The organism is Desulfosporomusa polytropa, from assembly GCF_055380075.1.
Genome location: NZ_AP042400.1, coordinates 1,257,324 through 1,276,952, shown reverse-complemented (window position 1 = coordinate 1,276,952; position 19,629 = coordinate 1,257,324). Strand labels below are relative to the sequence as shown.

Below are 19,629 nucleotides of genomic sequence, written 5' to 3'. Positions count from 1 at the left end.
CTCCAAAATAAGGGTTGAAAAATTAGTCGTTTTGCTTCTTACCCAGTTTCTTTAATTCCTCCACCTCCGCAGAGAGCAGTTGGCGGTACTGCCCCCTGCGAAGTCCTTCTAATGTTAAGAAGGCAATTTTGATCCGTTTGAGATTTTTCACCGGATAACCGATGGCTTCACACATGCGGCGTATTTCCCGGTTTTTCCCTTCATGGATAACTAACTCCAGTGTAGTCAACTCTTTTTCCCGGTCTATAGCAATAACATTAATTTTAGCCGGGGCAGTCATGCCATCTTCTAGTTTAATACCTACCCGCAGCTTATCAAGCTTCTCCTCAGGCGGATACCCCTGAACCTTGGCTAGATACGTTTTCTCAATTTCATGACTTGGATGGGTTAACGTATTTGTCAAATCACCGTCATTGGTCATAATAAGTAATCCTTCAGTGTTATAATCTAGTCTCCCCACCGGATAAATTCTCTCCGGGATATCGGCAACAAGATCGGCCACTGTTTTGCGTCCTTGAGGATCTTCTAAGGCGGTTATTATACCTTTGGGTTTGTTAAGTAAAATATAGAGATACTTTTCGGCTTTTATCGGCTTATTATCAACGGCGATCCGAGCCTGTTTAGGCTCAACCTTGGTGCCAAGTTCAGTAACTACTTTGCCATTAACTGTTACTCGTCCTGCTTTAATGAGTTCTTCGGCATCCCGTCGTGAAGCAACTCCAGCTTGAGCAATTACTTTCTGCAAACGTTCTAACATGTACTTTCGACTCCCACTTTCAAAATATATTTACTCTTGAATGAATTGGTTAAAATCAATTTGGACTTTACAGGTACGCACACGTTTATTGTCCTTGATTACGCGTTGACAACTACCACAAATACCTTCGCCGCAACACATCGTAGTATTATTAGTCGCTGCCATCGGCAAATTAACCCCGGCTGCGTGCAGCGCAGCTATAATTCCATAATGTTGGTCATCAGGACCAGCGCTCACGATTAGTTCAGGACATTTTTGACTATCGATCAAATACTCGGATAAAGTGCGCATTCCCAGCTGACGCATAGAGGCTACTTCCTGAACATTAATACCAAGCTCGGTAAGTTCACCGGAAATAAATACTGTACCCATTTTTCCTGGAGCTACAATAGCCTGAATACTATTGTTCTTTTTTACCAGCTGCCGGGCTACTGCTATAGCTGGCGACTGTCCTATACCTCCAACTATTAATAATATTTTACCAGCCTCTATATTGTCAATCCATGGCTGACCAAAAATACCATTATAATATGGTCCACGCACTAACACTTGGTTATTGTCATTCTCTAGCAGACGTGCAGACTTGGGACCAATCGTTTCGATAACTACTTGAATAGTGTTCCCTATTACCTTCATTACACCTACAGGAAAGTGATAAAATTGTGGATCTATTGGCCGGCGCAAAAAAACAAAAGAGCCACATTTGTCAAGTGACTGGGCAAGTTCAGGAGTGACTTTAATTGTTAATAAGTACGTATGCTCAGAAATTTTTTGTTTTACGCCAAACTCAGTATCGGCTTCCAAACGCACTGGAGCGTCAGTGTCACTGGCCCATTTATTTTTTTTCAATTGCCACTGTTTTTCATATAGTATGCACATTCCACTCCAGTTGCAATCACATACCTCTTCCCCTTTCAAATGACTACAAAAGGTGCAATGATTAGTTTCCGATAGCAGGCAGGGACAATAGGGTGTGTTGATATCAATACATCTTCCAGCCAATTTTTTTAGCATATTGTTCCCTCCTTGTTATACCAAACAGGTATTATAAATATCTGCAAGGCCGGCCCTACTTATGCGTTCAATAATTTCGCCGCGTTGTGCTGAATAAAGCCCCAAATTTTTCATGCGTTCGAAATATATTGAACCAGAGAAGGTATATCTTAGTCTAATCCCCTCCTCTGTGGTCATTTGTTCATGAATAAACCGAATAAAATCACCGGAGGCCAATTCGGGCGGTAATTCAAGATACTGCATATCCAAACAACAGCGTACAGCATTATGACCACATAATAGACCAGTTACCACCGCTTCAGTGTGACCAACTAATATGCCGGATTTTTCTCCTGCACAAAATAAATTATCTATTCCGTCCACCTTTAGTGAATTATTACAGGGGGCAATCCCCAGATAACGAATAGAGTTGCCTACTCCACCAGAGTACGGATCTTCATAGCGAGCACGTTCAAGTCCGGGTATTGTTCGCAGCAAGTCGAGCGGAAAGAAAGGGGTCATAAGTTTAGCATGACCAGTATCAATAAGTACAACATTTTCGGCATAATCAGCGATGGCATATTGTGAGCAAGCCTTTTTACCCAACATACCTGACTTTTTAAGGTTTTCAGGCAAGGGGATTACGACCATCCCTTCTTTTTCCAACTGATTTTTGAGTTCAGAACTAAGCGAATCTTTATTAATCTTACAGGAACCGCTCATTGCACCATAGGTTCCATCTGCCCTTTTACCCATTACTTCTTTAACTTCAGCTTTGGCAGTTAGGCTTACTCGTGGCCCAAAAGTTGGGCAACGGAGAATACACATGGCACAACCGTTCCCATACTTTAAGCAATTTCCCATTGGTCCGGTAGTTCCTGTAGTATCAACAAAGGCATCCCCGTTAATAATCTCTTCGTTGTCATCGGTGAGGTATTGGATTTTCTTGCCATGTTTAACAACCCCAGATACTCTGGCGCGTGTTTTAATATCAATTCCATAGTTTTGGAGAATCTTTTTTACTAGCGGTTCCATGGTAGTTACATCATAAAATGATGCATGGCTGTGTCCAGGAAAATGTATGCCCCGGTGTCTAGAATTAGCATCCATAGCTACAAATAAATCTCCACCGCCCATAGCCATAGCTTCTTCAGCTGCCGTGAATCTGCCATTATTCCGAAATATACCGCCAACTAAACCAGTTCCCAGCAATAAGTCAGTGCGCTCAAGCAAAACTACCTGAGCACCCGCTTTCGACGCTGCTAACGCTGCGGCACAACCAGCCCAGCCACCGCCGACCACGATTACTTTAATCATGGACTTCCCCTCCATTTTACGCTTTGAAATCACACTACAGTGTATTCCTTGCGTGTTGAAGTGCCACAAGTACAGGTATAGAAAAAACTGGCAACAAAATTGTTACCAGTTAGGTACTGAATAGATATTGGCATATGTAAACCGAAGCCAGGAAACTGGCAATATCACCAGATAATCCAACTAACGGTGCATAGCGAGGATTATTGATAGCGACTGCACCAAAATATACTGTCAATACATAAAAGGTTGTGTCAGTACTGGCTAATACGGTTGAGGCAATTCGTCCGACCAAGGAATCCGGACCATAGGTATTGAGGAGTTCTGTCGCTATTCCCAGCGAGCCGCTTCCTGACAGTGGCCGCATGATTGCCAGCGGCACTAAGTCAGGTGGTACACCAAACATATTTAACATCGGAGCCATAAATAGTATACAAGCGTCCAGGGCACCTGATGCTCGAAAGATACTGATAGCTACGAGCATCGCCACTAGACATGGCAGGATGCGAATGGCTGTCTGAAATCCCTCAGCAGCACCTTCCACAAAGGCTTCATATACTTTTACTTTTTTCAAATACCCAATTACCGGAACCAGGAACAGTACGGCAGGAATTACCCAGACTGATAACTGCTCACACAGTTCAATCACCACAAGGCCAGCCCTCCCTTGCTTACCGTTTAAATATCACTTGACACAGCCGATCAATAATCAGTACAAAAATAGTAGCAAACAAACTAACAATAAGCGTTGACCCTACTATCTCAGTAGGATTGACTGAACCTGCTGCTGAACGCAAAGCAATAATAGTGGCTGGAACTAGTGTAAATCCAGTAGTACAGAGAGCTAATAAGGTGCACATAGCGGCAGTAGCCGTATCTTTTTTGGGATTAAGGGTTTGTAACTCTTGCATAGCCTTAATCCCTAGTGGGGTTACGGCATTACCCAACCCTAACATGTTAGCACTGAGTGTCATAATGATGGCACCCATGGCTGGATGATTTTTAGGTACACTCGGAAACAGTAAACCTATAATAGGCTGCAAAAGATAAGAAATAACCTTGACTAGGCCTGATACCTCAGCAATTCTCATAATCCCCAACCATAAACACATGATTCCAATTAAATTTATTGATAATTCTACGGCTCCTTTGGCCGCACTGATTGCACTTGCTGTAACAACTTCAATACGTCCATGTATACCAGCATAAAGTATGCCGCTGGCTATAAGTACCAGCCAAATTAAATTAATCATAGTCATATCACCCATTATGATGGTATGACGAATGCTAGCAAGCTAGAACATAAGAAGGACGCTCACCGGCGTCCTTTAAGCAAAGTTATGAAATACGAAGGTCACGAAGCCAACTACTGAACCCCAAAGTTTTCCGAAAAACGATTTTCTTTCTACCGGCTGGTCTGCAATTAAATCTGTTTTTGCTACCTCTACGTTATTGTAAATAACTTTAGCAGTACCAATCTTCTGACCAACTGCAAGAGGGGCGTTGATTTTGTCGGGAGCATCGATAACCGTAGTAAATTTGTCGAGTTCATTGTCAGCCATAGGTACGATGATGTCATTGGCTGCTAGTAACTTAACATTGCTTGTTGTGCCTGCTTTAATTTTAACAGTTTTTAAGATATCACCTTTATGAATTACCGGTACTTGTTTAAGCTGGGCAAGACCATAATCCAAAAGCTTGATAGAATCATCCCACATGCGTTCACTATCAAGTACGACCACAATTATTTGTATACCATTGCGATTGGCAGCTGAAACTAGACAACGTCCAGCGGCGTCAGTATAGCCGGTTTTGACCCCATTTGCCCCATCATATAACCATAACATTCTATTTTCGTTGTATAAATCTCGATCATGGTCTTTGCCAGGCCAAGGAATAATTTTATTCTTGGTAGAAACAATTTGAGAAAATAGCGGATTCTTATAACCATATGCCGTAATTTTAGCTAAATCATAGGCAGTGGTATAATGTCTTTCATCAGGTAGCCCGCTGGTATTTACAAAGTTGCTGTTGACTGCACCAATCGCATGCGCTTTTTCAGTCATTAGTTTTGCGAAGCCTGTGACCGATCCGGAAATGTGTTCAGCTACAGCTACGGTAGCATCGTTACCAGAAACAAGCATTATACCATATAACATGTCACGTAGTTTAAGTTGTTCTCCAGGTGAAAGCCACAGTGACGAACCTTCGGTGGTAGCGGCATTGGGGCTGGCAATTACATTATCATCAAGATTACCATACTCCAGCGCGGTAATTAATGTAATAATCTTGGTAGTACTGGCCGGATAACGTCGTTCGTTGGCATTTCTACTATATAGCACTTTTCCTGTTGACGCTTCCATGACGATAGCTGCTTTAGCCGTAAGTTCTGGTACAAAATCTCCTGCGAACACTGTCGTTGGCAAAAACACCAGGCATATGACTAACAGCATTCCAAGATTAGCTAGTTTTCGCATGAGTCCAATCCCTTCGTTTAAGATAAAGTGAGCCTTAGCTTCAGGTGGGATTTTAACCTCACCTGAAATTTATTCGAATAAACCAAATCTTATTATATAATGTATTTGGCTCAAGGTCAAAATTAACTTGTTGCCGGGTTTGTCTAATTTTGGTATGTAATAATATCCGGGGATTATTTACAGTGTAGACGGAGATAATAGTAACAAATTCAAGGAGGTGAATCAATATGGAAATGCTTGACCTCAAAACAGCTTTACGTACCACACTTACGCAAAAACAGGAACTTGTGCGTGATTATCAATCTTTCGCGGATCGTATTGGCGACCAAGAAGCCGCTAAAATGTTCAAACATTTTGCTGAAGCAGAGGCTTTGCATGCTACTCAAATTAAAGACAAACTTGATAACTTAACTTAATAGTCAATTGATTGTATGTAAAAACCCACACAATTATGTGTGGGTTTACATATAAATCATCAAGTTATTGATGCACTGAATGCTGGTGGGAAGATTCAGTTTCGGCATTGTGAGCAAACTGTTCAGACTCAGCCTCATCATCGTTATTACTTTTTAGCATACTTTCAATTTTATTTATTACTTGTGGCACCATGTCGATAAGCCTGTCATAAAAAAGATTATTTTCTACCGACATAAATCGTACACCGCTAACCGGAGAGCATACTAAAAATCCTACTGGCTTAACGCTAATACCAGCGCCGCTAGCGCCACCAAAAGGGTGGTCGGTTTTTATTTCCTCCGCTTCATAGTCACCACCGCCAGCTGCAAATCCAAATGCTACCCGCGAAATAGGAACAATTACTGTGCCATCAGCAGTTTCCACTGCATCGCCAACAATGGTATTGACATCTATCATGCCTTTGATGCTTTCCATAGCTGTTTTCATTAGACCCTGTATTGGATGTTCAGCCACTGCGAGCCGCCTCCTTGCGCAATGAATTTCTTAAAATCGCCATAGTTGCAGTAATAACATTACCCAATCGTATTCGGAATATACACTTGAGCTCAATCTCCAACTGTTTTTTTCCATAAATTGGCATTACTTTGATATCCGGCTTGACATCTACTACCAGCCGATTATGCATAGATGTCAGCATAATTTCAACTATTGAACCCACTACACCCATCATAATGCCAGTAAAAGCGGCATCTTCAAAACCATATATGGTTGTTAACTCAAGCTTTTCACAATGAATTCCTTTAGATAGTCGGCTTACATAGCGACGATAGCCACGAATAAATTGTTTGACTGCTCTGATCAGCTGCAGGAACCGTTCAGGATTATGGAATAATAGTTTGATACTTTTTCTTACAAAGCGTTGTTCACGACCTACCTGTGTATTTGCTGCTTCTCCAAAAGGAGATTCTATTTCAGAAGCAATCCATGGTAAATCGTCATATTGAATAAGCTTAATTGCTGGGATTTTTATAGTATACAAAAATATTTTCTGTAAGGCATGTACAGTAACAGCAAGATAATCATCATCTTTACGGCGACAAAAGTGTACATCAATATATAAATTGACACGAAAAAGCAATCCTAGCAAAATGGCTACTGCCATCACAACTACTAGCCAACTGTTCATGTATAGTACCTCTTTATCTTTGCTATATTAAATGTTTTACACAACTGTCAAAAACTATGCACCTGCAAACAAGGCTCCTGCTGGATAAGAAAACCGCTAGCGCGGTCCTTTGGCTTAAGTTGAGTCAATAGAATACAAGGAGGGGGTTTTACTTTTGGCATTGCCCCAAAAGTAACAAAAGGTCTAGGCCCTAAGCCTCCAAAAGCTGAAAAGCCGGGCGATATTCCTAAAATCCGTAAACTCGCTACGCTCAGACAGTACGGATTTTTTTACGGAATACCGCCCGGCTTTTCTCCTGTGGAACGCTTTTTCCGGCAAAGGCCGAGGAGTTACGGGGGTACGCCCGCCTCCGCCACTCCTAAAACTTTGATACATTAAAACAGACTTGGCTTATGCCAAGTCTGTTAGGACACAAATCAGGACTCTTAGTCGTTCAATCCAACTTATACTTTTTATCCAGCAGGGCTGATAGGCAATAAACTGGCAATAGTCGGCAAATCATCGAGGCTTTTTAACCCGAAACATTGCAAGAATTCATTAGTAGTACCATATAAAATCGGGCGTCCTACTGCTTCTTTGCGTCCCATTTCCTTAATCAATAGACGATCAAGCAAGGTTGCAATTACTCTGTCGGCATTAACGCCACGAATGCTTTCAATCTCCTGTCTGGTTACAGGTTGCTTAAAGGCCACAATGGCCAGTGTTTCCAAAGCCGCTGTCGACAACCGGTTGTCTTGTATCTCAGCCAATTTACTAACAATGGGAAACAGCAGCGGTTTAGTGCAAAGTTGATACCCACCAGCTACCTCAACAATTGTTAGTCCCCGTTTTTCATCAGCCATTGAGGTTATCATATCGTTAATCATCGTCTGGACATGATCATTATGAATGTTGAGTATCCCGGCAATTCTTTCTGGTAAAAGCGGTTGCCCGCTAGCAAACAACAGAGCCTCAATGGCTCCACACAAATGCCGGTTAAACATACTCTCCTGTCACTCCTTTAACATAAGGCTAATAGGTGCAAACGGCTTATCCTGGGAAATTACTATCTGTTTTAATCTGATTAGTTCCAGTAGCGCTAAAAAGGCAGCAATAAATTCCGAGCGGGAGCCTGTCCGGATAATAGTCCTGCTAAAATCCAGACTCCCATTGTTATTTCTTAAGAGGGTAATAATATCGTACATTTTATCTTTAACACTAATTTGTTCAGGGGTAATAACGGCAAATTCCGGAATAGAACTTTCCCATAGTGCGGCAAACGCCTTCAGCAGATCGTCAAGACAAAGCCCTTCTGGCAGCGGGAACTGCTTGGCAAATTCCTGAGGAAAGCGGGTAACAAAATGCTCCCGCTCCTGGCTTAATGTATTGAGCATCAGGGAAATTTCTTTGAATTTACGGTATTCAAGCAATCGTTCTACTAGTTCTTGACGGGGATCAATACCTTCTTCTATCTCTTCCAAAACAACTGGCCGTGGCAATAACATACGTGATTTTATTTGTAGCAGAGTAGCTGCCATAACTAAAAATTCGCTGGCCACATCCATGTTAAATTGTTCCATAGTCGTAAGATAATCCAAGTATTGCTCAGTTATTGCGGCTATGGGAATATTATAAATATCAACCTGATTTTTTTCTATCAGATGCATCAAGAGGGCTAAGGGCCCCTCAAAGGCTTCTAGTTTAATAGTATAACCGGCACTAGACATAAATTAGCCTAAATTCATAACTGACCGGACTTCTTCCATGGTTACTGCTGCTATTTTGCGGGCGCGTTCGGCACCATAGGCTAGTATTTCTTTTATCTTGTCAGGTTTTCCAGCTAGTTCTTTACGACGGCCGTGAACATCGGCAAGCGTAGTGATCATTTTTTGGGCTAGCCGTTTTTTGCAGTCTACACAGCCAATGCCAGCGTTGCGACAATGTCCGGCAATCTCACTATGTTCTGGACTGAAAATTTTATGAAACGTATAGACTGTACAAATATCCGGATCACCAGGATCGGTTTTCTTGACACGTTGTGGATCGGTAATCATGAGTCTTACCCGGGCCTGTAGCTCATCCGGTTCAGCGGCATAAGGAATTTCGTTGCCATAGGACTTGCTCATCTTGCGTCCATCAATACCTGGCAGCAGCGGACTTAAGATCGCCTGAGGTTCAGGGAATATAGGCTTGTACAAATGAGCGAAACGGCGAATAATCTCTCTTGTCAGTTCAAGGTGCGGTATTTGATCTTCAGCTACTGGCACAGCCGCAGCTTTATAGAGGATGATATCGGCAGTCATTAGCTCAGGATAGCCTAGAAATCCGTATGTATTGATTTCTTTACCCATTTCACCTAATTGCTGTAATTTATCTTTATAAGTGGGAACCCGTTCTAGCCAGGATAAGGGGGTCATCATCGATAATAACAAATGCAATTCGGCATGCTCTTTTACATGTGACTGAATAAAGATAATGTTTTTTTCTGGATCAAGACCAGCACTTAACCAGTCAAGGGCCATATTTTCAATACGTTCAGGCAGTTTGCTGGTATCTTCATAGGAAGACGTAAGCGCATGCCAGTCGACTATCGCATATAAGCAATCATATTCTTCTTGCATTTTAATCCAATTGGCAAGCACCTGATAGTTCCCCATATGAAAGTTTCCTGACGGCTGCATACCACTAAAAATGCGTTTTTTAGTCAAGTGTATCTCCTCCTATTACAAAATTGTCATAACTATTGCATTAATTACATAAGCCAAGCCTCTTTCAAGTGGATAAGTAATCATGCCAATAACACCGATATAGACAAGCCCCATTAATATAAATGGCCCATACTGTTCCAATTGATCAAAGATACGTCCCTGTTGACCTGGAAGTATGCTTGCCAGTACCTTGGCGCCGTCTAACGGTGGAATCGGCACTAAATTAAAAATAGCCAAGATGATGTTATAAGTATAGGTCATCCACAACACCTTAACCCAGCCTCCACTCAAAAGCTGCATTTTAGCCAAAATGCCAATAAGGAAAGCGGTTAAAAGCGCAAGTACCATATTTGACACCGGACCAGCTAAGGAAACAACTAACATATCTTGGCGATAATTCTTAAAGTAGCTGGGGTTGATGGGTACCGGCTTAGCCCAGCCAAATTTGAACAGCCATAACATTATCAACCCGATCGGATCAAGGTGTGCGACTGGATTCAGCGTTAACCGCCCCATAAGCCTTGGTGTCGGATCACCTAAAATCACAGCAGCCCTCGCATGCGCGTATTCGTGTACAGTCAGTGCAATTAATAGCGCCGGAATCCGAAATATCATATCGGCATCAAAACCAAACAATAGACAGCCTCCTTATTACCTTCGCTTAACGTACTACTAAATTATACTAAAAAAGCAGTAAAAAGCAAAATGAAATAGCCGATTATTTCTATACTAAAATCAGTAATAACTGTTCAGACTAAGTCTATGTGGCACAATTGCTGACTTTTGTCCGAAAATGAAGGAGGTATTTACTTTTATGCGGCTATCATTTCCCGTAAAAATCAGTATAATTTCGGTACTGTTTATGCTCATATTGCTAACAGGCTGTGGTTTTTTATCTGGATTACTGTCTGAACCTGCTCCTAAACCTGAAATAGGTCCGGCAGGCAAACCAGCAGAGTCAAAAGCAAACCCACCTTTTATGGAACGTTTTTTTTCAGCACCTGCAGAATTGTATGACCTAGAAGCAACAGCTGGAGTTGTATTCGAAGGAATTAACAAAGAAAACTGGTCACAGGCTCAGGCAGGCCTTACTAATCTACAGACTTTGTGGCAGCAGGTCAAAGCCGCAGTCGGCGATAAAAAAGGGGTAAAAGAAGGCGATGCAGCCATTGAAAAATTAACAGCAGCCATCAATGCTAAAAAGGTAACCGACTCTTACGAAAGTCTAATTAAGTTTATGGGAAGCGTAAGTGATATTGGCAAATCATACAAACTATCCCCTATTGCCGATATTATTGCCGTCAGCAATGGGATTCGCAATGTCAGCTTCTTTGTCGAGGATAAGAATTGGGGGAAAGCTGCCGCCAAGGTAAAAGAATTACAGGGAACCTGGGAAAAAGTAAAGCCAAGTATGGAACAAGTCGGCATTTTAGGTGAAATCACCAGAACGCATGCAACAGTAAATCAAATGAAAGACGCCATAACTGCTGAAAACAATGGGGCATTCCAAGAACAGCAGGCTACTATCAATGAAAGCATGGCACGCATACGTGAATTTTTCAGAGGTAAATAAACAAACGGTAACTTAAATGCCGCCCGTAGTGGGCGGCATTAAGTTATTTTTTTGTATTACTGTTACCCTCTTTGGTATCTTCATCTTCTTGTACACCGGCAGTGTTAAGTCGATCCTTATCTTGCGGTTTGAGCACTGCGGGCCGCAAGATCTTGTTTGGTATGGGGAGACGAAATAATACATCTTTCATCGCATTAAAATTGAAAGGCAGAGCCGGCCATAAGTAAGGAATATTAAAGGATTTTGTTGTTAGCATTAATAGAAATACTGCAAATAACCCTCCAAGTAAGCCTGGCAGTTTAAACAGCATGACTAAAGTAATAATGATAACCCGAAAGAGTCGTATTGCCATAGCAAATTCCATACTGGGAGTAGCAAAAGCACCGACTGCAGCTACTGCAGTATAAAAAATAGTCTCATTGCCAAATAGCCCAACCTTGGTGGCAATATCGCCCAGCATGAAGGCCCCAATAAAACCGAGAGCAGTAGACTGCGCCGTTGGAACATGCACTGTTGCCATTCTGACTAACTCAACGCCAAATTCTGCTAATAGAAATTGGATACCAATAGGTATAATCCCTGACTCCTGTGGACCAAGGAACGCAAGCGACTCAGGTAATAATTGACGATTCAATACTAGTGCTAACCATAAAGGCGGCAGAATTAAAGATAGTAACACACCAGCCAACCTAATGAGTCGCAGATAGGAGCCAATAACCACATTCTGATGAAATTCTTCGACGTGTTGTACATGATGCCACAGTGTTGTTGGCAAAATCATGATATTAGGTGAAGTATCCACAATTATGCATACATGACCTTCTAGCAAGTGGACTGCTGCTACATCAGGACGTTCCGTGTACCGTACTTTAGGTAAAGGATTCCACTTATTGCCGCCGACAATGTATTCTTCAATAGCCTTTTCTGCCATAGGTACGCCATCAATATTGATATTGTTAATCCTGTCTTTAACGGTAGTAACTAACTCTGTATTGGTGATATCTTTAATGTAGCAAACAGCAATGTCGCATTGAGACCGTGTACCAACCTTAACTATTTCAAATCTCAAATTAGGATCGCGTAACCGCCTGCGGATTAATGCAGTGTTAAATACGATGGTTTCGACAAAAGAATCACGCGAGCCTCTTGTAACTTTTTCAATGTTAGATTCGGCAGGTGCACGGGCGGGATAGGAGCGGGCATCTATTACAATCACTTGTTCGGCACCATCCACAAAAAAGAGCATCTCGCCTGATAAAAGACTAGTTATTGCATCATTCATATTTGCTACTAATTTGGTTTGTGAATGGGTTGCTCGTGAATAAAATAATTTGTCCAGCGTATTAATTGTCAATTCTTCCTGGTTATAGGCAGTCAATTCTTCCAGTACATTTGATAACACAACATCATTAGTCATACCATTTATCGAAAAAGAAGCCGCACGTTTTCGCCCTGCTTTGTATTCACGAAAAACTATATCAAATGTTTCGCCAACCCCAAGTTTGTCTTTTATATAATTTATATTGCTGTCAATTTCTTTGGCAATTGTTTTTTCCTCAGCCATGACTAATGTCACTCCGTTTCAGTATCTCTTCAATTGCTCTCCTGGTGATAGGAGCACCCCGACTAAGATCGTCATGTTTATCCATTTTCCCGATATCGCCAACACCGATAATAACCGGTATTTCAACATCATTAAGCACATCCACAGTATCACCAGTAATCACCGGTTGGCAGGTACAATCCTTTTTGGTTTTTATCTCTCCTTTCTTATCAACTGAAAGATCAATTACATGGCCTTGGCAGTCAATACAGGCATCAGCATGGACTCCATCAATCCCAGTAGTATTAGAAGCTACGGCTACTGCTCCAAGGACTTCAATGTCAGGATGATTGGCAACATACTCAAGCGCCTGTTCTCCTTCAGCTTTTTCGCTGTGACCTTTATCATCAAACATAACTAACACCGGATCATAGGGGACGGTTTTCAAAAGCTCTACGATTTTTTTGCCACTGATGGGTGTTGGATTACCTGCTGAAGCTGAAATGCAGCGTAATCCCAAAGAGGACCCTATTGTTTCAACGGCTTGTTGAGCAACCTTGTCTCCATCAGTAACAAGAATAACCCGGATCTTTTTATCAAATTCAGTTACCTTGTCCAATTCAACACCTCATTGCTGTTGATTATTTTCTTCACCTAATAAATTGCTGATTTTATTAGCGATTTTTTCACTTTCACTGATTACTTGTTTGAGACTTTGCAGGCTTGCTTCTAACTCATTGGAAAGTTCATACTGTGCTTGGGAAAGTACTTGTGCGGCTGTTTGTACGGCAATTGAGGAATTCTGTTTGCTATTTTGCTGATTGTTCTTGCCTTGTTGCTGCTGCATTTGCTGTTGGGCGCTTGCACTTTGCTTCTGATTGCCGCCTGATGTGGTGTTTGCTTGCCCGCCTGTTGCAAGTAACGTGCTGAATAATTTTTTTAATTCTTGGGATACATCTGATTCAGATGTTGTTGCTTGTGCATTTTTTTGAGTTTGTGGCTGTTGGTTTATATTATTTTGTCCAGCTTGTTGAGTATTTTGTTGAGACTGATCAGCTGACGTACTACTATCAGACGAACCTTGTAAGCTTTCTAGTTTACTATTAATTTGGTTTAATAATTCTAGTACTTCCTGCGAATTATTTGTTGGCTGATTATTGCTAGTTACCATATTGGCTTGTGTTTGCATAAAAATTCTTGCCATATCTTCGATAGCACTTTCATCTATCTGTGAATATTCAGGACGTTGCGACCGTAACGGGCTAGGCTTAATGCAACTTGCTATCTTACTGGAAACTCGCTTTGGCACATATATCACCTCAAAAATTCATTTACCTTTTGGATTAAACACAATTGCTATGGCCAGGCCGAAAACGACGGCAGCAGTTATGCCGGCTGCTGTCGCTTTAACAGCTCCGGTAAATATTCCCCAAAACCCTGCTTTGTTTACTTCTTCGATAGTGCCGGAGACTAGGGAGTGACCAAACCCAGGTAAGGGAACCGTTGCTCCTGCACCACCAATATCAATCAACGGCTGATATAGACCTAAACTGCTGAGCACACAGCCTAAGACGACAAATAGTACTAAGACATGAGCAGGTGTAAGCGGGGTGAGATCCATGAGCAACTGCCCAAGTACACAAATCAAACCGCCGATGACAAAGGCCATAAGATATGTTTGCAATGAATAATGTTACCTCCTTCACATTTCAATCGCTACAGCATGCGCAATACAGGGTATAGATTCTTTTTGTTGATATGATGTTGTACTATGCAAACTACCTGTACCGACAAGTAGTACCCTATGCAGCTTTTGTTGCATAAGCAATCGGTAAATATAGCCGGTAAATACTATCGCTGAACTGGCACAACCACTGGCACCGGCATGGGCATCCTGATCTTTACTGAAAATCATGCAGCCACAATCTTCATAATTTGTCGATAAATCTACACCTTTTGCTTTAAACAGCTCGATAACCAACGCTTTACCGACACTGCCAAGATCACCAGTATAAATCATGTCATAATAATTTGGCTGGCGGCCAGAGTCGTCAAAATGATGCCATAACGTATCAGCAGCTGCGGGGGCCATTGCCGGTCCCATTGCGTTAGGATCCTTGATCCCCATGTCTACTATTTTACCCACTGTTGCTGCTGTAATCCGCGGTCCATTGCCAATAGCAGAAATAACTACAGCACCTGATCCTGTCACTGTCCACTGCGATACCATTGGCCGTTGTACACCCTGTTCTGTGGGAAAACGGTACTGCCGTTCGGCTGCATCATGGTGGCTAGAAGCAGCGGCAACAATCTTGTTGGCAAATCCTCCATCAATAAGAGTAGACCCTACCAGCATACTTTCTGCCAAAGTTGAGCAGGCACCATACATACCTAAAAAAGGGCGTCCAATACCTCTAATCGCAAAATGGGTACTCATTAACTGATTAAGCAAGTCGCCGGCAAGTACATAATCAATATCATCAATAGCACTAGTTTCTTTAAGTACGGCTGTTTTTATTGCCCATTCCATCATGGTGGATTCGCATTTTTCCCAGCTGGAATTATTATCAAGAGTATCTTTGAGTATTCGGTCATAGAACTCAGCTAAGAGGCCTTCCCCTTCCATCGGCCCCACGATATTGGCTGTACTTGTTATAACTGGTGGCGAGGCAAAAACAATACTTTGTTGTCCCCGTTTTTTATTCATACTGGATCTCCTTGCTTTTCTATAAACTTAGCCAATATATAAAACCAATAACTATTGCTGTTGAGATACCATATACGAGTACTGGTCCAGCAATGATAAACATCTTTGCTCCTATGCCAAATACATAACCCTCGCGCTTAAACTCCATAGCGGGAGCTACAATTGAATTGGCAAAACCAGTAATCGGTACAATGGAACCAGCTCCTGCAAGGCGGCCTAGTTCATCATAAACTCCTAATCCAGTAAACAAAGCACTCAAGAATATTAGTACAACCGAAGTCGGCCCAGCAGCTTCTTTGTTACTAAATCCCAAACTCATAAAATAATTCATAAAAAATTGGCCTAACATACATATTAAACCACCAACAATAAATGCCCATATTACATTTTTCATAATAGGGGTTTTGGGTTTTAGTTGTTCAAATTTTTCCTGATATTCCTGTTGCTCAGTCTGACTGACTTTACTGTCAAACATGGGTATGTCACCTCCACACGAGTACTTTCTAACAAGAAAAGACACCAAAAGAGGTGTCTTCCCTGTATTTTCAAAGAATTTTAGTGGTGGACCTGGAAAGCAATCTTTACATCTGCTTTGTATTCTTCAATATGTCCTTTGCCAACTTTCGCGGTAAAATTGGTGACTTCTACTCCCATAATGTCGTCTACAGTTTTAGATGCTTCTAAAACTGCATTATCTACTGCATCAGTCCAATTATGGTGGGAAGTTCCTACTAGCTCAATGACTTTTACAACCATTATATTACCCCCTGTAATGATTATATTGGCTTGACACTTTTAGTTTGTACCGTATTTTGATTGTTATGCCAAAGTAAAACTTGTTTCGCTCTTAGCGGAGTTTTCTTGGGAATGTCTGAGCTAAAATAAAGCCAGGCGGCTGTACTGCTGACCATTAACAAAAATACTATAGCTAGGTAAAGGATACCTTTGGTTTTTAAAATATCAAGGATATGATTCACGCTGATCACCTCCTATTTATTATGTCCGTAAATTCATTTATTAGTAAAATATAAACAGACCTCAGTTATGAGGTCTGTAATAGTTCTCTAATTATTTTGAGTGCTTGTTTTTCTATTCGTGATACCTGTACCTGAGATAACCCAATTGTCGTTGCAATTTCAGCTTGGGTTTTATCTGCAAAAAAACGCAAATAGATCACAGTACGTTCCTTTACAGGCAAACGGGTTAATACCTCTCTCAAAGCTAACTTATCAAAGTAGCCATTGTCCTGACCATCAGAAAGTATAAGCTGATCTAACAGGTGGATAGCATCGCCGCCATCACTACTTTGAAATGTTTGTTCATACAAGGATACTTGGGGCTGAACGGCTTCTAGGGCTGAAACAATTTCCTGGGGGGCGAGCGATAGTTCTTTGGCAATTTCAGTAATTGTTGGCTCACGACCCAAGTTTCCCTGCAGCTTTTCTTGCGTTTTATGGACTCGAAAGGCAAGCTCTTTTAACGGCCGGCTCACCTTAACCGGATTATCATCTCTAATAAATCGTCGGATTTCACCAATGATCATCGGAACAGCATAGGTGGAAAATTTGACATTAAAATTTTGATCAAACCGCTCAATCGCTTTTAAAAGGCCAATACAGCCGATTTGGAACAAATCATCCCATTCATAGCCGCGATTGGTAAAGCGGTGAACAATGCTGCGTACTAAATTCAGGTTGGCTTCCAAAATACGTTCTTTCGCTTGTTCACTTACCGATAAGTCAGCAGCTTGTGCCTTAGTTAACAGTTCTTTAAATTCTTCTTCTTTGAGCATACTCTTCACCTAATGTTCGGTACGTGGTACAAGCAGTTTAACCATTCTTACGGTTGTACCTTGCCCAAGTTTAGATAAAACCTCCAACTCATCCATAAATGAGTCCATAAAGACAAAACCCAGCCCCATCCGTTCTGGATCACTTGAAAATGAAGGCTGCCGCGCTTCTTCCACATTGGCAATTCCCCGACCATAATCAGTTATGATAAATTCCAGTTTATCTTGATATAAGTTCATTACTAATTCAACATAATTTTGCTTATGAGGATCGCTGCCATAACCATGAATAACGGCATTAGAGACCGCTTCGGAAACAGCGACTTTAATTTCATCAATTTCCGTGAGTGTCAAATCTACTTGTGCTGAAAAGGCGGCGGTAGAGGCTCTAGCAAATGCCACATTTTCATTGATACTTAAGATCGCGAGCTTTATCTGATTTTTTACTTGAATTTCCACTGGCCAAGCCTCCTTATAAAAAGTCGAGCGCTTGCTCTTCATTTTGATAGATTGTCAATATTTTCAGTAATCCAGCCAATTCAAAAATCCGCTTTATTTGTGGTTCAAGGTAAACGACAAGTATTTTCCCTCCCAACTGCGTAATCCGTTTGTACCGCCCTAGAACAACACCCAACCCTGAACTATCAATAAAACTAACGCCTTGCATATTAAGCAAGATATGTTTGGCACCAGTTGCAGTCAGTGCCTCGTCAACTGCAGTACGAAATTCATTAGCCCCACAAACATCTAACTCACCCTCAAGTCTTACAACCAGGATGCCTTGCTTCATAAATGTAACGACTTTCAACAATATAACCTCCTATGTAACAGTATTTATAAATAGTTCATTCGGTAAAAGGAAAAAATTTCCTGCTAAATTAAAATAAAACTGCAGAAATTTTCCTGCAGTTTATAAACACCAGGCTTGTAAGTTAGTTAAAAATAGTAAACAGGTTAGTAATCATCGTTTGAAAAATTCGTACTAAACCCGCTTTAGGAATGGATTTTTCAGCAAGTAAATCAACTTTACCTACTTCTTTACCATCCTTGAGTACAATCAGTTCACCGCACTTTTGCCCCTCGACGATCGGCGCGTTAACACTGGAATCGGCTGCAATCTTTTTCTGTAAGTTTTTGCTTTGTCCTTTGGTGATAAGTAGATTTAAGTCTTGAGCGGCTATCAATTGGATGTCTGGTTCAATGCCTTTATTTACTTTTAGCCGTTCTACCACTGTTCCCTGATTTACAATTGGTACAGCACTAAAATTAGCAAAACCCCAATCAAGTAATTTCATACTTTCCCGAAGATGTGAGCGTGGTTCAGGCGTGGCAAATACTGACGAAATAAGTCGGAGGCCATCACGTTTGGCAGTTCCAACAAAACAATACTTTGCTTCTTCCGTCCAGCCGGTTTTTAAACCATCACCGCCTTTATACCACCATAATAGCTTATTGGTATTAACAAGCCAATTCTTACCATCACGCAGCCACGCTTCCTTGATACCGCACATATCCATATATAGTGGGTGGGTGACCGCTTCTCTAGCAATGAGCGCAGCATCATAGGCGCTCATATAATGATCAGTTGTTGGCAGCCCATTTACATTGTTAAAATGGGTATCAGTAAGGCCAAGTGATTCAGCCCGCTTATTCATCGCTTCAACAGCTGATGTTTCACTTCCATAGATATGCTCCATCAGCGCTACGGCAGCGTCATTAGCACTAACAATGGCTACAGCTGAAAGCATATCCTTAACTGTCATTTTTTCTCCAGGCTCCAACCAAATCTGTGACCCCCCCTGGTGCCAGGCAGTTTCACTGGTATACACTTCGTCAACGAGATTAATTCGGCCTTGTTCAATGGCTTCAACAGCTAAGAGCAACGTCATAATCTTAGTTACACTGGCAGGTGGCAGCCGCCGATGAGCATCCTTTTCAAAAAGCAATGTGCCATTTTCATCCATGAGCACAGCTGATACAGCACTTGTCTGCAGCTTTGAGTCAGATAGTGTTTTTGCTGGTGCGGCCGGAGCACCAAAGACTGTTGTAACAGCTAATGCAAACAATACTAATGTTACCAGCGCAGTTTTTCGAATCAATTATAACACTCCTTTCCTTTATATCTATAGTTTCCCGGATTAAAACGGATTAAACAGGAATTTAAAGCAAAAAAATGACTGGCATTA

General features: G+C 41.5%; 26 protein-coding genes. 2 read left to right on the top strand and 24 right to left on the bottom strand.

The features are described from left to right. Positions 1-22: 22 nt before the first annotated feature. The 6 genes from ACZ449_RS07970 to ACZ449_RS07945 form a co-directional block, all read right to left on the bottom strand. A complete protein-coding gene (locus ACZ449_RS07970; RefSeq protein ID WP_464260492.1) occupies positions 23-757 on the bottom strand; it encodes a pseudouridine synthase in 735 nt (244 codons plus the stop codon). Positions 758-787: 30 nt separating this feature from the next. Next, on the bottom strand, positions 788-1,771 hold the full coding sequence (locus ACZ449_RS07965; RefSeq protein ID WP_464260491.1) for a hypothetical protein: 984 nt from the start codon (positions 1,769-1,771) through the stop codon (positions 788-790). Between the two features lie 15 nt (positions 1,772-1,786). Then, positions 1,787-3,067: an FAD-dependent oxidoreductase gene (locus ACZ449_RS07960; RefSeq protein ID WP_464260490.1), complete on the bottom strand. Its 1,281-nt coding sequence runs from the start codon at positions 3,065-3,067 to the stop codon at positions 1,787-1,789. Positions 3,068-3,176: 109 nt separating this feature from the next. Beyond that, positions 3,177-3,716, bottom strand: coding sequence for a spore maturation protein (locus ACZ449_RS07955; protein WP_464260489.1), 540 nt, complete (start codon positions 3,714-3,716; stop codon positions 3,177-3,179). A 19-nt stretch (positions 3,717-3,735) separates the two neighbouring features. Next, complete coding sequence (locus ACZ449_RS07950; RefSeq protein ID WP_464260488.1) at positions 3,736-4,317, bottom strand: nucleoside recognition domain-containing protein; 582 nt, start codon at positions 4,315-4,317, stop codon at positions 3,736-3,738. Positions 4,318-4,392: 75 nt separating this feature from the next. Further along, entirely contained in the window at positions 4,393-5,541 is a 1,149-nt protein-coding gene (locus ACZ449_RS07945) for a D-alanyl-D-alanine carboxypeptidase family protein (RefSeq protein WP_464260487.1), read from the bottom strand. A gap of 227 nt (positions 5,542-5,768) precedes the next feature. On the opposite strand from ACZ449_RS07945, the gene ACZ449_RS07940 reads away from it, so the two are divergent. Beyond that, positions 5,769-5,957 (top strand): rubrerythrin family protein, encoded by a 189-nt coding sequence (locus tag ACZ449_RS07940; RefSeq protein ID WP_464260486.1) that lies wholly within the window; start codon positions 5,769-5,771, stop codon positions 5,955-5,957. A gap of 64 nt (positions 5,958-6,021) precedes the next feature. Here ACZ449_RS07940 and ytfJ read toward each other — a convergent pair whose 3' ends face one another. From ytfJ to ACZ449_RS07910, 6 genes are all read right to left on the bottom strand, one after another. Further along, positions 6,022-6,471 (bottom strand): GerW family sporulation protein, encoded by a 450-nt coding sequence (ytfJ, locus tag ACZ449_RS07935; protein ID WP_464260485.1) that lies wholly within the window; start codon positions 6,469-6,471, stop codon positions 6,022-6,024. Beyond that, complete coding sequence (locus tag ACZ449_RS07930) at positions 6,464-7,144, bottom strand: DUF2953 domain-containing protein (RefSeq protein WP_464260484.1); 681 nt, start codon at positions 7,142-7,144, stop codon at positions 6,464-6,466. The genes ytfJ and ACZ449_RS07930 overlap by 8 nt, the downstream gene beginning before the upstream one ends. 452 nt (positions 7,145-7,596) lie before the next feature. Next, a complete protein-coding gene (gene scpB, locus ACZ449_RS07925; RefSeq protein ID WP_464260483.1) occupies positions 7,597-8,127 on the bottom strand; it encodes an SMC-Scp complex subunit ScpB in 531 nt (176 codons plus the stop codon). Between the two features lie 9 nt (positions 8,128-8,136). Beyond that, entirely contained in the window at positions 8,137-8,790 is a 654-nt protein-coding gene (locus ACZ449_RS07920) for a segregation and condensation protein A (RefSeq protein ID WP_464261839.1), read from the bottom strand. Positions 8,791-8,853: 63 nt separating this feature from the next. Further along, positions 8,854-9,831 carry a tryptophan--tRNA ligase gene (gene trpS, locus ACZ449_RS07915; RefSeq protein WP_464260482.1) on the bottom strand — a complete coding sequence of 326 codons (978 nt, stop codon included), beginning with the start codon at positions 9,829-9,831 and terminating at the stop codon, positions 8,854-8,856. Between the two features lie 15 nt (positions 9,832-9,846). Further along, on the bottom strand, positions 9,847-10,467 hold the full coding sequence (locus tag ACZ449_RS07910; RefSeq protein WP_464260481.1) for a site-2 protease family protein: 621 nt from the start codon (positions 10,465-10,467) through the stop codon (positions 9,847-9,849). A gap of 178 nt (positions 10,468-10,645) precedes the next feature. Between ACZ449_RS07910 and ACZ449_RS07905 the strand changes: the two genes are divergently transcribed. Next, positions 10,646-11,404 carry a hypothetical protein gene (locus ACZ449_RS07905; RefSeq protein ID WP_464260480.1) on the top strand — a complete coding sequence of 253 codons (759 nt, stop codon included), beginning with the start codon at positions 10,646-10,648 and terminating at the stop codon, positions 11,402-11,404. 43 nt (positions 11,405-11,447) lie between these two features. Here the strand turns inward: ACZ449_RS07905 and ACZ449_RS07900 are convergent, their stop codons facing one another. From ACZ449_RS07900 to ACZ449_RS07845, 12 genes are all read right to left on the bottom strand, one after another. Further along, positions 11,448-12,968 carry a spore germination protein gene (locus ACZ449_RS07900; protein WP_464260479.1) on the bottom strand — a complete coding sequence of 507 codons (1,521 nt, stop codon included), beginning with the start codon at positions 12,966-12,968 and terminating at the stop codon, positions 11,448-11,450. Next, positions 12,961-13,566, bottom strand: a complete 606-nt coding sequence (gene spoVAEA, locus ACZ449_RS07895) for a stage V sporulation protein SpoVABEA (protein WP_464260478.1) — start codon at positions 13,564-13,566, stop codon at positions 12,961-12,963. Before spoVAEA ends, ACZ449_RS07900 begins: the two co-directional genes overlap by 8 nt. 9 nt (positions 13,567-13,575) lie before the next feature. Next, complete coding sequence (locus ACZ449_RS07890) at positions 13,576-14,256, bottom strand: hypothetical protein (protein ID WP_464260477.1); 681 nt, start codon at positions 14,254-14,256, stop codon at positions 13,576-13,578. Between the two features lie 18 nt (positions 14,257-14,274). Further along, positions 14,275-14,631, bottom strand: coding sequence for a stage V sporulation protein AE (spoVAE, locus tag ACZ449_RS07885; protein ID WP_464260476.1), 357 nt, complete (start codon positions 14,629-14,631; stop codon positions 14,275-14,277). 18 nt (positions 14,632-14,649) lie between these two features. Further along, a complete protein-coding gene (spoVAD, locus tag ACZ449_RS07880; RefSeq protein ID WP_464260475.1) occupies positions 14,650-15,654 on the bottom strand; it encodes a stage V sporulation protein AD in 1,005 nt (334 codons plus the stop codon). 19 nt (positions 15,655-15,673) lie between these two features. After that, positions 15,674-16,129 carry a stage V sporulation protein AC gene (gene spoVAC, locus ACZ449_RS07875; RefSeq protein WP_464260474.1) on the bottom strand — a complete coding sequence of 152 codons (456 nt, stop codon included), beginning with the start codon at positions 16,127-16,129 and terminating at the stop codon, positions 15,674-15,676. Between the two features lie 80 nt (positions 16,130-16,209). After that, the gene (locus ACZ449_RS07870; RefSeq protein WP_464260473.1) at positions 16,210-16,410 is read right to left on the bottom strand and encodes a dodecin family protein; all 201 of its coding nucleotides are present in this window, start codon (positions 16,408-16,410) and stop codon (positions 16,210-16,212) included. A gap of 20 nt (positions 16,411-16,430) precedes the next feature. Beyond that, a complete protein-coding gene (locus ACZ449_RS07865; protein ID WP_464260472.1) occupies positions 16,431-16,631 on the bottom strand; it encodes a hypothetical protein in 201 nt (66 codons plus the stop codon). 65 nt (positions 16,632-16,696) lie between these two features. Next, complete coding sequence (locus tag ACZ449_RS07860) at positions 16,697-17,446, bottom strand: SigF/SigG family RNA polymerase sporulation sigma factor (RefSeq protein ID WP_464260471.1); 750 nt, start codon at positions 17,444-17,446, stop codon at positions 16,697-16,699. Positions 17,447-17,455: 9 nt separating this feature from the next. Further along, positions 17,456-17,902, bottom strand: a complete 447-nt coding sequence (gene spoIIAB / locus ACZ449_RS07855) for an anti-sigma F factor (RefSeq protein ID WP_464260470.1) — start codon at positions 17,900-17,902, stop codon at positions 17,456-17,458. A gap of 13 nt (positions 17,903-17,915) precedes the next feature. Beyond that, complete coding sequence (gene spoIIAA, locus ACZ449_RS07850; protein ID WP_464260469.1) at positions 17,916-18,251, bottom strand: anti-sigma F factor antagonist; 336 nt, start codon at positions 18,249-18,251, stop codon at positions 17,916-17,918. Positions 18,252-18,375: 124 nt separating this feature from the next. Then, positions 18,376-19,542, bottom strand: a complete 1,167-nt coding sequence (locus tag ACZ449_RS07845; protein ID WP_464260468.1) for a D-alanyl-D-alanine carboxypeptidase family protein — start codon at positions 19,540-19,542, stop codon at positions 18,376-18,378. Positions 19,543-19,629: the final 87 nt, after the last annotated feature.

Bases quoted from the DNA above. Each gene is read 5' to 3' on its own strand.
- ACZ449_RS07970 (WP_464260492.1), bottom strand. From the start codon at position 757: ATGTTAGAACGTTTGCAGAAAGTAATTGCTCAAGCTGGAGTTGCTTCA.
- ACZ449_RS07965 (WP_464260491.1), bottom strand. From the start codon at position 1,771: ATGCTAAAAAAATTGGCTGGAAGATGTATTGATATCAACACACCCTAT.
- ACZ449_RS07960 (WP_464260490.1), bottom strand. From the start codon at position 3,067: ATGATTAAAGTAATCGTGGTCGGCGGTGGCTGGGCTGGTTGTGCCGCA.
- ACZ449_RS07950 (WP_464260488.1), bottom strand. From the start codon at position 4,317: ATGATTAATTTAATTTGGCTGGTACTTATAGCCAGCGGCATACTTTAT.
- ACZ449_RS07945 (WP_464260487.1), bottom strand. From the start codon at position 5,541: ATGCGAAAACTAGCTAATCTTGGAATGCTGTTAGTCATATGCCTGGTG.
- ACZ449_RS07940 (WP_464260486.1), top strand. From the start codon at position 5,769: ATGGAAATGCTTGACCTCAAAACAGCTTTACGTACCACACTTACGCAA.
- ACZ449_RS07930 (WP_464260484.1), bottom strand. From the start codon at position 7,144: ATGAACAGTTGGCTAGTAGTTGTGATGGCAGTAGCCATTTTGCTAGGA.
- scpB (WP_464260483.1), bottom strand. From the start codon at position 8,127: ATGTTTAACCGGCATTTGTGTGGAGCCATTGAGGCTCTGTTGTTTGCT.
- ACZ449_RS07920 (WP_464261839.1), bottom strand. From the start codon at position 8,790: ATGCATCTGATAGAAAAAAATCAGGTTGATATTTATAATATTCCCATA.
- ACZ449_RS07905 (WP_464260480.1), top strand. From the start codon at position 10,646: ATGCGGCTATCATTTCCCGTAAAAATCAGTATAATTTCGGTACTGTTT.
- ACZ449_RS07900 (WP_464260479.1), bottom strand. From the start codon at position 12,968: ATGGCTGAGGAAAAAACAATTGCCAAAGAAATTGACAGCAATATAAAT.
- spoVAD (WP_464260475.1), bottom strand. From the start codon at position 15,654: ATGAATAAAAAACGGGGACAACAAAGTATTGTTTTTGCCTCGCCACCA.
- spoVAC (WP_464260474.1), bottom strand. From the start codon at position 16,129: ATGTTTGACAGTAAAGTCAGTCAGACTGAGCAACAGGAATATCAGGAA.
- ACZ449_RS07870 (WP_464260473.1), bottom strand. From the start codon at position 16,410: ATGGTTGTAAAAGTCATTGAGCTAGTAGGAACTTCCCACCATAATTGG.
- ACZ449_RS07860 (WP_464260471.1), bottom strand. From the start codon at position 17,446: ATGCTCAAAGAAGAAGAATTTAAAGAACTGTTAACTAAGGCACAAGCT.